The organism is Rhizobium sp. WW_1 (assembly GCF_003610155.1).
Classification (GTDB): Bacteria; Pseudomonadota; Alphaproteobacteria; order Rhizobiales; family Rhizobiaceae; genus Rhizobium; species Rhizobium tropici_A.
In genome coordinates this window covers 254,557-268,592 of record NZ_RAIN01000006.1, presented here as the reverse complement: position 1 = coordinate 268,592, position 14,036 = coordinate 254,557, and the positions used below count along the sequence as shown (strand labels likewise).

The following is a 14,036-nucleotide window of genomic DNA, read 5'->3' as shown; positions in this document are numbered from 1 at the left end:
TGAAATTAGTCGAGACGCATGCGGCGTTCAGCGAAGACGTAGAGCGGCCGCCAGAGCGTTCTGTTGAAGAGAGTGACAAAGACCGACATCACGACGATACCGAGGATGACCCGCGGAAAATCGCCGGCTTCCGTGGCCTTCGCGATGTACGAGCCGAGCCCGAAGGCTTCGAGCTTCGTGTTGCCCCAGCTCGCCAGCTCGGCAACGATGCTGGCGTTCCAGGAGCCGCCGGACGCCGTCAGCGCTCCGGTGATGTAATAGGGAAATATCCCCGGCAGGATCGCACGCCGCCACCAGGTCCACGAGCGCAGCCGGTAGACCGAGGATGCCTCGCGCAGATCGGTGGGAAATGCGCTCGCTCCGGCAATCACGTTGAACAGGATGTACCATTGCGTGCCGAGTACCATCAGCGGCGACAGCCAGATGTCCGGGCTGGCGCCTGTTGCAACGATCGCGACCACCGCGACGGGAAACAGAACGTTTGCCGGAAAGGCTGCCAGGAATTGAGCCAGGGGCTGTACCCGCTCCGCAACGGCCGGCCGAAGACCGATCCACACGCCGATCGGAACCCAGATGACGCTGGCGACCGCAATGAGAACGGCGACGCGAATGAGCGTTACAAACCCGCCCGCGAAAGCAATGCCGACATCGCTCCATGAGAGCGTTTGGCTGAGATAGGAAACAGCATCCCAGACACTCCAGGCGCCGACGACGGCAATCAGGGCATACCAGGCAAAATCTATCATCCGGCTGACGGCGCGCTGACCGCCGCCCTTCGGTGCGGCGCTTGTCGACATCGGCAACAGCCGTACCAGCATCAGGCGACCCCACACGGCGCCGAACGGCGCGGTGACATATTTCAGGAGGCGCGTGCGGCGGATCAGCGAATAGACCCAGGAACGTGGCTTCTGCTGCCCGGCTGTCTGCTCGAATCGAAACTTGTCCGCCCAGGCGACGATCGGCCGGAAGAGCAACTGGTCGTAAAGGAGGATGACGATCGCCATGGCAAGCACTGCCCAGCTGACGGCGGCAAAATCCTGTTTGTCGATGGCAACCGCCAGCCACGAGCCGAGCCCGGGAAGCTGCACGGTGGTATTGCCGACCGTGATCGCCTCGGACGCAACCACGAAGAACCAGCCCCCGGACATCGACATCATCGTGTTCCAGACAAGGCCGGGCGCGGCAAAGGGAGCCTCCAGCCGCCAGAAGCGCTGCCAGGTCGACAGGCGGAAACCACGGCTGACCTCATCGAGATCGCGCGGCACCGTCCGCAGCGACTGATAGAAGGAAAAAGCCATGTTCCATGCCTGGCTGGTGAAGATCGCAAAGATCGACGCGCATTCGGCACCAAGCTGGCTTCCGGGGAAAAGCCCCATGAAAAAAGTGACGGTGAACGTGAGAAAGCCGAGCACCGGCACCGATTGCAAGATGTCGAGAGCCGGAATGATGATCTTTTCGGCGCGGCGGCTCTTTGCGGCAAGCGTTGCGACGACGAAGGTGAAAATGAGCGAGGCGACGATAGCCGCCATCATGCGCAAAGTCGTCCGCAGCGCATATTCCGGGAGATAGGCCGGGTCGAGTGCTAGCGGTGTCGTGGACAGGCCAGCCAGCGGCGAGCGCATCTCTGCAACGCCGTGAAGTGTGAGATAGGCAACAGCAGCAATGAATGCAAATGCGGCGAGATCGTAGCCATTCGGCAGGATACGTGCGCCGGCCAACGCGGCAACGGCACTACGCTCGCGTCGATCGTTAGCTAGGAAAACCATTTAGTAACCCTTTAAAAAAATAGAAGGCCATCAACTTTGGCGCGGCCATGCGGCGCTGCATTCGCAACGCCGCCGGCACACTTGTTTGAAGGGCGCGCTTAGGCAGCCCGGCGACTGCCATCCTCGTCGAGGACGGGTTCGTCTTCGGTCGTCCAGAAGCACTCCAGCTTCCCGGTATGGGAATTGGTGTGCCAGACGGCGATCAGACGCGGACGCTGCAATGTTGCCGAGCGTTCTGCCGGACGGATTCCGGCCGAAGCGGCGAAAGCGTACGGGGTGGAAATTTTTGTCGCGAAACGATGTGCGCGGAAAAGAACGATGTTGTTCATGGCTCACCTCCTCGGCCCACCTGACGGCAGATCCGAAGGGCAAGCCGGACAGGCTAGGCCCGACCGACGCTCGCCCGGCGAATGCCGGCAGCGGTCCAGGTTGTTGTGATGACCGTCCGGATACGGCACAAAGCCATAGCCGGACAGCGACTAGGGTAGCTGTCCATTGGATTCTTGATCTATTGGTTTCGTCAGCCTTCGCATCATGCTGCGAAGACAGGGCGGTATTGTCACAACCAGCGAGGGCGGTCAATCAAGCGATGGTGCATTGCCATTATACCAAAGTATAGGCCGCGCACTCCCCCTGTCTGGCGACCGGGTGGCGGACAGTAAAAGCCCAGCGTTTACTGTTAGTTAGCCGCTACCATCCGGGCGCTGCTCGTGGCGCATTCGCATGATCGGGCCACCGGTAGCAAGCAGTTCACCAATCAGCAAAATTGTATCGGGAAAGATAACATTTCACCCGGCCGAAGCGTCTCCGTGATGAACCCATACGTCACACCGCATCGTCCATCCGCGGCGGAAATGCAGCCGAAAAACTAAGCTTTTGCGCAACAATAACTTTCAAAATAGACGCAAGAAAATAGTTTAGTTGCAAATATTCATGCCTTGCATCAAAAATATATAACCGATTCCACTATCATTTTGGCGTTTATCTAGGCGGAAGCACCGAAACGCCGAAAGACGACGGCCGTTATATATCTGAAGGCGCGATGAAATTTTTGCTCAGAACTTTTGGTGAAATCGCTCTTCTGGATAGCGAGGAACGCCAGATAGCATTCCCGAAGAAGGCTCTCCTGATTATTGCCTATCTGCTTGCAAGCGATAGCAAATCCGTCAGCAGGACAAGCATGGCGAGATTTCTATGGGGCGAAGGCGACTTGGCAAATTCGCTGACAAACCTTCGCAAGCTCGTTTCGCGGATCAAAAGCCGCCAATCGGAATTGAACGCTGAACTTCTGACCTTTGACGATACAGACATCCATCTCGCGAGTGGCCCGTTCGCGAGCGATGTCATCCCGACACGCGCGCACATGCCCAAGAACCAGGCGAAGAATCTCGCTCTTCTGACGGAAGGCCTGCGATCGAGATTTCTGGAAAGGGCGAGCTGTCAAACCAAGGCCTTCGTCGATTGGCGAGACAGCGAAAGAAAACGGCATCTCGTCATGCTGAAGGAAACGCTTGAGGCAATGGTGAAGCTTCCTGCGACGACCGGCGATGTCGCTCTCATCAAGGAGGCAGCCCTCCTTCTTTTCGAAGCCGAGCCGCAAGACGAGGCCACACATCGCATCTTGCTGAAAGCGTTTGACGTCGAAGGCGGTCTTGAGCAGCTCAAGCGTATATTCGCGCGGCGCAAGGATCTCGTCTCGTCATGGGCAGCCATCTTGCCGGCATCGCCGCGATCACCAACGCCTGCCGCTCCCGCGCGTTCAGCTGCCGTATCCGAGCAGGATGCCGCCGCGCGGACCATCTTACGCATACCACGCCTCGCCTTGCTGCCACCCGGCAACGATACCCCCGATGGCGCAGCGACGATGATCGCAGCGTCGCTGATCGAAGACATCACCCTCGGTTTTTGCGCCCTGCACAGCCTGCGGGTCATTGCCCCCTATTCCGCCATTCAAATCGGCCGCCGGAGCGACGACCAGGCCGCGCTTTTCGAGCGATATGCTATCAACTACGTCCTGGAGACACGGCTGAGCGGGCCGGATGACGATCTCTCGCTCTTCACTCAGCTTGTCTCATTGCCCGGGAACGAGATTCTGTGGGCGGAGCGCTTCAACTTCGGCAAGCTCGACCTTGCGCGCAACAAGCATGAAATCTCGCGGCAGATCGTGCTCTCCGCCGCCGCGGAAGTCGAACGCCATGAGATGACGCGCGCACATTTCGAGCACAATCCCGCCGCCTATCATCAGTACCTCGTCGGGCAGCAATATCTTCATCGCCTAACCCTGCCGAACATGCGTCGGGCGCGCAAGGAACTGAAGGCCGCCCTGCGTGAGAGCGCCGATTTCGCGCCGGCTCTCAGCTCCGTCGCCCGCACCTATTCCAAGGAGTGGCTGCTGACCGCGCGTGGCGACGCCGAACTGCTGAAATCGGCAGAGGATTTTGCCACGCAGGCCATCGCGGTTCGCAACGACTTGGCCGACGGTTATCGCGAGCTTGGTGTCGCCAAACTCTTTCTAGGATCTATCGACGAAAGCGTGGAAGCGTTGGAAGTGGCGGAAACCCTAAGCCCTCATCATGCTGACGTCATCGCCGATCACGCGGACACGCTGGTCCATTTCTCCCGTCCTGGGCTTGCCCTGGAAAAGATCCAGCACGCGATGGATCTCAATCCGATCAACCCGGATTCCTATCTCTGGACGGCTGCCGGAGCGAATTATGCCCTCAGCCAGTTCCAGACCACGCTCGACTATATCGCCCAGATGGCCGATCCCAGCCTCGCAGACAGGCTCGCGGCGGCAAGCTGGGCAATGCTCGGCCATCAGGACGAGGCACGCATGCTCGTGCGCCGCGTCCGCGAAACCAATCCCGATTTCGATGTCGACAGATGGCTGTCGCTCGTCCCGAGCAAGGAGCAATGGCACAAGGATCTATATCGCGAAGGTCTGAAAAAGGCGGGCTTTTGACGGCGGTGCAAGCCTCGCTCGACCCAAAGATCCTTGAGTTGTTATGCAGGCCGGCGGATTCTGGAAGGCGCTTTTTCGGCCTGTTCCAAGGATCGTCGATTGCCGGTGTTGACCCCGAGGGATGACGCTCGATGGCGCCTCAGGCCACTGGCGGCTGAAAATACTCAGCCACCAACCGGTCTGAATTGCGAACAGGCATGTTCCGCCAAAACAACGAGACACTCTATGAGACGAACAGCCTCGACAAGGGAGCCGGGGAAAGCGGCAGTCATCGTCGACGTGATGCCGGTTACCTCAGTCGTGATGTGCCTTCTTCTATCGGCGCGACGGCTTACGTAGGAAGAACGGTGCATCGCTCGGGCGGAAGCGAAAACGAAAGCGGCATGCCCCTCTCCTCCCTGCGCGGCCAGTCGAGGCGAACGACGTCGCAACCGATACGCACCTGCACGCGCCAGCATCGACCCTGGAATGCGCTGTCGACCACCTCTCCCGTCAGATCGTTTTGACCGGCAGCCGGCCTGCCATCTTCCGGGCGAACGACGAGGACAGCCGGCCCATCGAGCGGCCGCGATACGTGCTGCATGACGCTGCCATTGTCCGAGACCTTGAAACCGTGGCCGGATGCCGTTCCGCTCAGCAGGGAGAAGCCGCCAAGAAACTTCGCGACAAAGGCGTTCGCCGGCGCCTCGTAGATTGCCTGTGGCGGCGCAAACTGCACAATGAAGCCGCTGTCCATGACCGCCAAACGATCGGAAACCGCCATCGCTTCAACCTGGTCATGCGTGACGTAAACCGCGCTCATTCCCTCCGCCCGGATCAACTGCATCATTTCGGCACGCAAATCATCGCGAAGCGCCGCGTCGAGATTGCTCAACGGTTCGTCGAGCAGAAGCAGCTTCGGTCGCATGGCGAGACAGCGGGCAATCGCCACGCGCTGCTGCTGGCCTCCCGACAGCTCGCTGGGCTTGCGGTTTGCCAGCTGCTCCAGATGGGTCATCGAAAGCGCGTGGTTGATGCGTCGCTCGACCTCCGCGCGATCCAACCCCTTCACCTCCAAACCGAAGCTCAAATTCTTTCGGACGGACATGTGTGGCCAAAGCGCGTAGTCCTGGAACACAAGGCCGACATTCCGCTGCTCGGCCGGCACGCGCTGACGGCGCGACCAGACGACCTCACCCTGGATGCGGATATCGCCCTCATCCGGCTCGACGAGGCCGGCAATGGATCTCAGCAGGGTCGACTTGCCGGAGCCGCTGGCACCGACGAGGGCAATCACCTCGCCCTCTTCGACCGCGAAACTGAGATCCCTGAGCACCGCCTTGCCGCCAAGGGACTTGATGATGCCCATGCATTCCAGTGCAGGCTTCGTCATGAACCAATCTCCTTCCGACCACCGCCGGAGCGGCTGAATGCAAAGACAAGCCCCCAGACGATGGCGACCGCTAACAGCGCCACAAGCGCCATGGCGCAGGCCACGGCGTCCCGGTCCTGAGTGAAATCATCGACGATCAACGCGGGGAGCGCCGGTCCGGCTTGCGGCATCAGAAACTGCGACATGGGCAGCTCGAACACGGTTCGCACCATGGTCACGCCGAAGGCCGCGGCGATCGCGCGCCCGATCAAGGGAGCAACGATGCGGCGCAGATGCTGGACCGGGCTTGCCCCTGCCAGACGCGAGGCTTCACCGATCGACGGACCAAGGCGATCCAATGCCGACCACATGAAAATCAGACAGTAGGGCAGTGCCGCAGCGCAATAGCCAAGGACAAGCAACGTCCTGGTGCCATAGAGACCAAGATCGATAAAACCGGGAACGCGGTCGTAAAGGAGGATGTATCCAAATGCGAGAATGATCCCAGGAACGGCAACGGTGACCATCGCAAGACCGACCGCGATCATGCGCACCCTTCTCGATGCAAGCGAAACCCGAAAAGCGAAGGGAACGGCGAAAGCAACAGTGATCAGGGCAGCGGCAAAGCCATAGAAAAAGCTAGAGACCAGCGCTTGGCCGGCGACATTCGACATGTCAAAGACCGCTCTGATCGCGCTCAAGGAAAAATTCGTCCAGGCAAGACCATCGCCCAGGGACGTTGTCAGTGCCCTCAAGGTGACGGCAAGCAACGGCATGACGGCCGACAAAATCGCAACCAGCATGAGCACCGCGATGACCAATGGCTGCCAGGCTCCGAGCATATAGGGCCGAAGCTGCCGATTGCGGCCGGAAAGGAAGCGCGCTTCCCCTTGCGTACCGCTCATGGCCGCCGCGCTGACCGACCCGGATACCAGGACCGCCAGCAGCAGCGCCTGCGCGCCGGCAGCTGCAAAATCGACCGGAAAGCTCGAGGTCGCGGCATAGATGTTGTAGGTCAGCAATCCGAAATTCATCGAGCGCGCTATCGTATTCGCCAGACCGAAATCACCGATCACCTCGGCAAAAGTCGTGAGCATCGACAATCCGATCGCCGGCAGGAGCATGGGGACGATGATCTTGGCAATCGTCCGCATGGGGCCGGCGGAAGCCATACGCGCGGCGTCTATATATTCGCCACCGATGCCCTCCAGGCGAGCGCGAACAATAAAATAAGGCACCGGGAACAACGACAGTGCCATGACAAGCAACAGGCCGGGCGGACCGAAAAAGGCCGATGCTTGAGCTGGCGAGAGGACACCAAGATAGACCAGATAGCCGCCCTGCGACATCAGCAGCACCCAGGCAAGCCCCTTCAGATAGCTGGGGGTTGCGAAGACAACCCAGGGCAAGGCAGTCCAGATCTTGCGCAGGCGAACGTCGCTGAGATGGACAACGAGCGCTAAGGCAGCGCCGACAAGCGTTGAAGCAACGGCACCGACTGCCCCGAGGGTGATCGTGTTGAGGATGCCGCGCAGCAAGCGGGGCGACGTCACCAGACGCAGGAGAGCATCCGGCGAAGGCGCGAAATTCGGACTGGTCGGATCGAAAAGCTTGGGAAAGACGGCCTGGACGAGCACGAGGAGCATCGGCAGGCCGACCAGAACAAAGGCAGCCAGCCAGAGCAGCGGTGCATTGCCACGCCAGCCGCGCCCCCCCGACGTGAAGATGCGCAATGCGAAGTTCCGGATCAGCTTGAAGTCAACGGAGGCGCGGGCAACCCGCGCCTCCGAGCCTGTCACGGTACGAACTGATCCCTGAACCATTGCTTCCACTCGGTTTCGTTTGCGGAGGCTGCCTTGTCGTCGAGAACCTGCCAGGTTGCCGTATTGTCAACGCGCGCGCCCTTGGCCTGCACGCCCTGGATCAGAGGCGCAAAGAACGCATCGCCGCCTTCCGTCTGCTCCATGGCGGCATTGGCTTCCTTGGTGAGCAGAAACTGCACGAAAGCCTTGGCGTTGTCCTCATGCTGGGTCGTGCGGGCGATACCCGCGCTTGAAGGGATCGCGACGACGCCTTCCGTCGGATAGACAACGGAGATCGGCTCCTTCTTGTCTATAAGGGCATAGATAGAGGTGTCCTGCTGGATCGCGACGCTGGCATCGCCGGTGATCAGCGACTTGTTGACGGCGCCGCCGCTCGGAATTCCGCTCAGCTTCTTGTTCGTCAGGATGTTCAGAAGCTCCTGCTTGCCGGCATCGACGCCCTTTGTGGCAAAATAGCCCGCAAGCCACTGAAACGCCGGGCCAGACAGGTTCGGGTCCTTGGCGGCGACGTTTCCGGCAAAACCGACAAGATCGCTCCAGGAATGCGGCGGCTTGGCGCTTCCAATCTTCTTGGTATTGACCGCAATCGCCGTCGTCGAAACGGTAATCGGGAAATAGGCCTGGCTCGCGGGAACGAGATGCCGGCCGAGTGCAGTGTAATCGGCCTTGTCGGCAAGGCCGGGCTCCGGCTTCAGGATATTCTGGTCAGCCAGGCGATGCATGACGGCCGAGCCCTCGACCCACAAAACATCGAACTTGGGGTTATTGCCTTCTGCGGCGACCTTCCCGAGCAGTTCGCCCGTGGAAAGCCGGACCAGGTCGACCGGGATGCCGGTCTTTGCCGTGAAGGCCTTGGTCGCGGTGTCGACGGTATCAAGGGCCGAGTAAACGATCAGATGCTCAGCAGCCTGAGCGGAACAGAGAGCGGTCGTCACTCCGAGCAAGACAGCACTTACAAAGGAAAGTTTCTTCATCGATATATCCTTGAGGGCTTAGAATGTTCGAGTTTGAAATCACTTTTTCACACCGCGTTTCAGCCAGTGTTTGTCGATGGCGCCGCGCAACGCGCCAAATTTGGCAAGAGACGAAAGGGCGGAGTCGCGATCTTCGGCGGCAAGCGCCACGATCATCGCTTCGATGAGAACGATCGTCGCGCCATGCATGGCAAGGTGATCCGCCCTTCCCCGTGAAATCGGAAGAACTTCCGCAACCTGACGGGCGACATAGGGGTGCAGGCTGTCGCCGACGAGGAGTACAGGCACTTCATGGGCTTCGGCATAGTCAAGGACGACCGAAACCTCCCGGTAGACGGGGGCGTGGGCGATCATCAGGATTGCGTCACCCTTTTCGACCGCAATCAAACGGTCTGCCAGTCCGATGCCACTATCGGAAAGCGCGGCCGTCGAAAGACCGAGCCGGTTGAATTGCAAGGCCGCATATTCGGCGACGTTTCCCGAGGGGCCGATACCAAATACAAAGCGCCGCCGCGCAGAAAAGAGAGTCTTTACCGTTCGGGCAAAGGCCTCGGAAAATGTCGCTGACGACATCACCTCAAGGCTCTCATGGTGAGCACGAAGCACGAGACCGAGAGCCCCTTCGGAATTCGCCCCGAGATCCTCCAGCGTGCGGCTGAGGCGCCCTTCCGGACTGGCCGCGGTCAGATCGGCGAGGATGGCCTCGCGCAAATCGGCAAGCCCTTCGAAGCCCAGGCTTCGCGCAGTGCGAACCACCGTGGCGTCGCTTGTTCCAGCCTTTGCCGAGATCTCGGCCGCGGAATTCAAAAGGACCGCCTGCTTCTGGCTTCGAAAGAACGAGGCCATCTTCTGTTCGGCCGGCGACATGGACGGAAGCGCAGCATCGATCCGTTCGTTCAAGGTAAGTTGGTCTGCGGCGTGATCGGTCGTCATTTCATCTCGTTGTAAACATTTCACGATGCCTGAATAAGAAATGTTTATTTCATGATGATGACAGCGAGGGCGGAGGCCGAGCTCAGTCCCTCGTCGTCGTGACCATGCGGCGCGCGCCAATACAACAAAACAGCAGAGAGCAGCCTGCTCCCTGCCCAGCCGCCTGGGACGGCCCGATAGGGCCAGGGGCGCTGCGTAGCGCAACGCCCCCGCCAAGAGGTTCATTTTGCAGGGCTTACCTTCGAAGCAAGTGCAACGCCGGATTTCTGGACGGTGTACCGGACCGCAACTCGCTCGCCGACCTTCAGGGATTCGACCTCGATATTCTCAGGCAGATTGATCGTCGTTCCGGTGGAGAGCGTGATCTGGTCTGCCTTCGCGTCGATATTGGTGATCACTCCCGTTTCATCACGAGCCAACGCGAGACCCGCAGTCAGAGTGATGGCGGCAACGAGACCGATCGCTAGCGACTTCTTGAGCATGATTTACTCCTGGTTTTCAGTGGGCTTGCTGTTGTGGCTTTGAAACCACTGGCCGGTATCACCGACCGCTCGCCAGACTGCCGCGTAAATCTTCCCTGCACTTTGCGAGATTCTTACAAATTGGACATTGCCGAAGATCGCCCTCGCCAGAGTAGGCTCCTTCGCATTGATCGACACCCCCTGGACGACGGTAGACGGTTCGAACCTTGCAATTATGCGGAAAACCGGGGCTCGCGCGGCTGATCTTACGAATTTGTAATAAGCCGTTCAGGTGGCAGAAAATTTCCCGAGGCAAATCTAGGGCTGAATCATTTGCGCAGCGGGGCCATGGCAGAGCATGAAGATACTTCTGGTGGAAGACGATCCGAAAACCGCGGAATATATTGCACGTGGGTTGAATGAGGCGGGACACAGCTGTGAAGTCATCAGAGACGGCACGGACGCGCTCTTTCAGATAACCCGGGAAACATACGATGTTCTCGTCATCGATCGAATGATTCCCGGCCTGGATGGGCTCTCGCTGGTCAAGGCGGCAAGAGCGGCAAAGATCAAGACGCCAGCCCTGTTTCTCACCTCAGTGAGCGGTGTCGACGATCGGGTCGAGGGCCTGGAGGCCGGCGGCGACGATTACCTGACAAAACCCTTCGCGTTTTCCGAACTCATTGCACGGCTCAATGCATTGGCACGCCGACCACCGGTTCAGGATCAGAAGACAGTGCTCAAGATCTCAGACCTGGAGCTGGACATTGCCAAGCGCCAGGTCCATAGGCGCGGCATCCCGATCGACCTCCAGCCCCGTGAATTTACCTTGTTGGAGGTTCTCATGCGCGGCGAAGGCCGGGTGCTGACGCGAACGATGCTCCTCGAGCACGTGTGGGACTTTCACTTCGATCCGAAGACAAGTGTCGTGGAAACCCATATCAGCAGGTTGCGTGCGAAGATCGATAAGCCGTTCGACGTGCCGCTTCTCCATACGGTCCGAAATACCGGATACTGCGTCCATGCGCCAAGGTAGGCTACTGCGCAGCACGCCGTTTCGGCTTGCCCTGTCATTCGGGCTGTTCTTCATCGTGGCGTTTCTCATCACCGGATTGGTTGCCTATGGCCTGATGAAACGCGAACTCGCACGGTCCCTCGATGTCTCCATCCAGGACACATACTCCGTCGTGGCATCGACTTTCTCCTCGAACGATCTCGAAGATCTCGTCGCGGCCGTGTCGACCTATTCGGCGCTCAAGCGCCCGGAAGATCAGGTTTTCCTGCTGCTCGACCCCGGGGGTAGAAAGCTGGCTGGCAATGTCCAGGCAGCCCGCCTCGAACCTGGAATTACAACAATATCCGCCACGCTAATGGGACTGGAGGAAGGAGATCCCATCAGGGTCATGGCCGGCAACATTGGCGGCAACAGCCTGGTGGTGGGGCAGAGCTATCGCGAAATAGATCGGATCGAAGAGATCGCGCTGATGAGCTTCTTCTGGGCCTCTATCATCATAGTAGCGACGGTGGTGCTCGGCGGAACGCTTCTCGCACGGCGCACGCAACGGCGCCTCGAGGCTATCGAAAGTACCATGATCGAGGTTTCGGCAGGAAATCTTTCCCGGCGGATACCGACCCGCGGCGACGGCGATGACATCGATGTCGTTTCGACCCACATGAACGAGGCGCTTGCTCGCCTTTCGGGCCTGGTCGAGGGAATGCGACAGGTCAGCGCTGATATCGCACACGATCTGAAAACGCCCCTCAATCGTTTGGGTCTGACAATCGAGCAGTCGCTTCAGCGGCTAGGCGAATCCCGCGACGTCGAAGATCTCATGTTCGACGCTAGGGACGAGATCGCCAGAATAAACGCCACATTCGAGGCCCTGCTTCGAATCTCGCAAATTGAAGCCGGCGCTCGAAAAACACGTTTCAAGGCAATCGATCTCGGTCAGATAATGGCCTCTGTCGCCGAAATTTACGCTGAAGTTGCTGAGGACAGCATGCAGGCTCTGACACTGACGCCTCTGGCTGCCGGTCCGTGCATGATCAATGGCGATCGGGAATTGCTTACCCAGCTCTTCGTCAACCTCGTGGAAAACGCAATAACGCATTGCCCGGCGGGCACGACGATTGTCATGTCGCTCACGCAGGACGCGCATCACTATCGCGCCTGCGTGTCCGACAGCGGTCCAGGCATACCCGAAGCGGAGCGCGAACTTGTCTTCAGGCGTCTTTACCGGCTCGACAAAAGCAGAACGACGCCTGGTAATGGACTGGGCCTCAGCCTCGTCAAGGCAATCGCCGATCTTCACGCGGCTCGCATCGCGCTTGATGACAACAGGCCAGGGCTGCAGGTCAAATTATATTTTCCGCGAATTTGATCCGCTCAATCGCCCGATACGATACCTGGAAATCGCGCGGCCATCGTTAGAGCAAGCCCGAAGGACGGACGCGCTATCGAAAATAGTCGAAGGGAGGCGAACACCTGCGATGGACGCTCAGCCTGAGCGCCGCCAGGTAATCATGGAGCTGGTAATATAGTTCCACCCTGCGCCAATCATGGCTCCCGCCAGGCCTGCAAGCCACCATTGTGGTTCCTGGGCGTAGAAGAGCGACGACACGCCGGTTCCCGCGACAACGCCGACGCTGCAAAACGCTGCAAACAACAGCAGGCCCGTCAGGAACCGCAGGCCGCGGCGACGGCGATCTCGATATGTGAGCGAATTGTTGAGCGTGTAGTTCGATAAGACTGCCACCAGCATTGCGCCCGCTTGGCTTATCGAAAACGCAAACCCCTCCAGCAACAGCAATCGCAGCGCGGTCAGATGGACGATCACGCCGCTAAGGCCGACCAGACCGAACAGCAGCATACGCGGCGAAATGAGATCGCCCGACCATTTGGCAAGGACGAGCCCGAGATATTCGAAAACCACCGACGCATCCAGCTTGCTTTCTCCATGAACTCTCGGCCGGAATACGTAGGAAATCTCCCCTATTTGCAAGGGCTTGGGCGACGATGCGATAACATCAAGCAAGATTTTGAAGCCCTGCTGCGAGAGCCTGGGGGCAAGCTCGTCAATGAGCGCGCGTTTCACCATGAAAAACCCGCTCATCGGATCTGATGTTTCGACCTTCAAGAGGCGCTGCGCCATGCCGATGGCCATCTGGCTCCCGGCCTGCCGAATGCGATTGAAACCTTCACCCGACGAGCCTTCGCCAGCATATCTCGTTGCAACGACCAGATCGATCCGACTGCTTCGCATCATCGCCAGCATGGCCGTCAGCCGGGTTTCGTCGTGTTGCAGATCTGCATCCATCACGGCAACGATCGGCGCCGATGTGGAAAGAATGCCCTCGAGACATGCGCCGGCCAGTCCCCGCCGATGAACCCGCCTTATCGCACGGATGCGGCGATCGACGAGGGAAAGGCGTCTGACAACATCGACCGTCTTGTCGCCCGAATCGTCGTCAACGAAAATCACCTCCCATGAAATACCGGCAAGCGCGGCTCTGAGGCGCTCCACGAGCGGAACGATGTTTTCCCGTTCATTGAAAGTCGGTATGACGACGGAGAGCTCGACGCTTTCCTGCTGCGCAATTGCGGCTTTTGTGATTGTCAAATCCCCGGGCCATTCGCCAAAGGGGGCCAAACTGGATGAAGTCATAGACGTCTAATATTCCGAGAGAGGAAGAGCGAGTTCCGTCGACGAATTCGCGAAAACCCATAGCCCCATGCGACGCTCCGCAGCAGCGGCACGTCGACCGA

Annotated in this window: 11 protein-coding genes; 3 read left to right on the top strand and 8 right to left on the bottom strand. The window is 59.2% G+C overall.

Annotated elements, in window-relative coordinates; all coding sequences use genetic code 11:
- Positions 1–5: 5 nt before the first annotated feature.
- On the bottom strand, positions 6–1,766 hold the full coding sequence (locus BJ928_RS19345; RefSeq protein ID WP_047632020.1) for an ABC transporter permease subunit: 1,761 nt from the start codon (positions 1,764–1,766) through the stop codon (positions 6–8).
- 98 nt (positions 1,767–1,864) lie between these two features.
- The gene (locus BJ928_RS19340; protein WP_047632021.1) at positions 1,865–2,095 is read right to left on the bottom strand and encodes a hypothetical protein; all 231 of its coding nucleotides are present in this window, start codon (positions 2,093–2,095) and stop codon (positions 1,865–1,867) included.
- 713 nt (positions 2,096–2,808) lie between these two features.
- Between BJ928_RS19340 and BJ928_RS19335 the strand changes: the two genes are divergently transcribed.
- Positions 2,809–4,728 (top strand): membrane protein, encoded by a 1,920-nt coding sequence (locus BJ928_RS19335; RefSeq protein WP_047632022.1) that lies wholly within the window; start codon positions 2,809–2,811, stop codon positions 4,726–4,728.
- 331 nt (positions 4,729–5,059) lie between these two features.
- Here the strand turns inward: BJ928_RS19335 and BJ928_RS19330 are convergent, their stop codons facing one another.
- The 5 genes from BJ928_RS19330 to BJ928_RS19310 form a co-directional block, all read right to left on the bottom strand.
- Positions 5,060–6,100, bottom strand: a complete 1,041-nt coding sequence (locus BJ928_RS19330; protein WP_052227730.1) for an ABC transporter ATP-binding protein — start codon at positions 6,098–6,100, stop codon at positions 5,060–5,062.
- Positions 6,097–7,902 carry an ABC transporter permease subunit gene (locus BJ928_RS19325; RefSeq protein ID WP_082011879.1) on the bottom strand — a complete coding sequence of 602 codons (1,806 nt, stop codon included), beginning with the start codon at positions 7,900–7,902 and terminating at the stop codon, positions 6,097–6,099. Before BJ928_RS19325 ends, BJ928_RS19330 begins: the two co-directional genes overlap by 4 nt.
- Positions 7,875–8,876, bottom strand: a complete 1,002-nt coding sequence (locus BJ928_RS19320; protein ID WP_047632024.1) for an extracellular solute-binding protein — start codon at positions 8,874–8,876, stop codon at positions 7,875–7,877. Before BJ928_RS19320 ends, BJ928_RS19325 begins: the two co-directional genes overlap by 28 nt.
- Before the next feature lie 39 nt (positions 8,877–8,915).
- Positions 8,916–9,809 (bottom strand): MurR/RpiR family transcriptional regulator, encoded by an 894-nt coding sequence (locus BJ928_RS19315; protein ID WP_047632025.1) that lies wholly within the window; start codon positions 9,807–9,809, stop codon positions 8,916–8,918.
- A 221-nt stretch (positions 9,810–10,030) separates the two neighbouring features.
- The gene (locus tag BJ928_RS19310) at positions 10,031–10,291 is read right to left on the bottom strand and encodes a DUF1344 domain-containing protein (protein WP_047632026.1); all 261 of its coding nucleotides are present in this window, start codon (positions 10,289–10,291) and stop codon (positions 10,031–10,033) included.
- A 337-nt stretch (positions 10,292–10,628) separates the two neighbouring features.
- Here BJ928_RS19310 and BJ928_RS19305 point away from each other — a divergent pair, with 337 nt between their 5' ends.
- Together BJ928_RS19305 and BJ928_RS19300 are read left to right on the top strand one after the other, a co-directional pair.
- On the top strand, positions 10,629–11,306 hold the full coding sequence (locus BJ928_RS19305) for a response regulator transcription factor (RefSeq protein WP_047632027.1): 678 nt from the start codon (positions 10,629–10,631) through the stop codon (positions 11,304–11,306).
- Positions 11,293–12,651 (top strand): ATP-binding protein, encoded by a 1,359-nt coding sequence (locus tag BJ928_RS19300; RefSeq protein ID WP_047632028.1) that lies wholly within the window; start codon positions 11,293–11,295, stop codon positions 12,649–12,651. The genes BJ928_RS19305 and BJ928_RS19300 overlap by 14 nt, the downstream gene beginning before the upstream one ends.
- A 117-nt stretch (positions 12,652–12,768) precedes the next feature.
- Here the strand turns inward: BJ928_RS19300 and BJ928_RS19295 are convergent, their stop codons facing one another.
- A complete protein-coding gene (locus tag BJ928_RS19295; protein WP_052227742.1) occupies positions 12,769–13,890 on the bottom strand; it encodes a glycosyltransferase family 2 protein in 1,122 nt (373 codons plus the stop codon).
- Positions 13,891–14,036: the final 146 nt, after the last annotated feature.

Excerpts from the sequence above, each read along its gene's own strand:
- BJ928_RS19345 (WP_047632020.1), bottom strand. The coding sequence starts at position 1,766 with ATGGTTTTCCTAGCTAACGATCGACGCGAGCGTAGTGCCGTTGCCGCG.
- BJ928_RS19340 (WP_047632021.1), bottom strand. The coding sequence starts at position 2,095 with ATGAACAACATCGTTCTTTTCCGCGCACATCGTTTCGCGACAAAAATT.
- BJ928_RS19335 (WP_047632022.1), top strand. The coding sequence starts at position 2,809 with ATGAAATTTTTGCTCAGAACTTTTGGTGAAATCGCTCTTCTGGATAGC.
- BJ928_RS19330 (WP_052227730.1), bottom strand. The coding sequence starts at position 6,100 with ATGACGAAGCCTGCACTGGAATGCATGGGCATCATCAAGTCCCTTGGC.
- BJ928_RS19325 (WP_082011879.1), bottom strand. The coding sequence starts at position 7,902 with ATGGTTCAGGGATCAGTTCGTACCGTGACAGGCTCGGAGGCGCGGGTT.
- BJ928_RS19320 (WP_047632024.1), bottom strand. The coding sequence starts at position 8,876 with ATGAAGAAACTTTCCTTTGTAAGTGCTGTCTTGCTCGGAGTGACGACC.
- BJ928_RS19315 (WP_047632025.1), bottom strand. The coding sequence starts at position 9,809 with ATGACGACCGATCACGCCGCAGACCAACTTACCTTGAACGAACGGATC.
- BJ928_RS19310 (WP_047632026.1), bottom strand. The coding sequence starts at position 10,291 with ATGCTCAAGAAGTCGCTAGCGATCGGTCTCGTTGCCGCCATCACTCTG.
- BJ928_RS19305 (WP_047632027.1), top strand. The coding sequence starts at position 10,629 with ATGAAGATACTTCTGGTGGAAGACGATCCGAAAACCGCGGAATATATT.
- BJ928_RS19300 (WP_047632028.1), top strand. The coding sequence starts at position 11,293 with ATGCGCCAAGGTAGGCTACTGCGCAGCACGCCGTTTCGGCTTGCCCTG.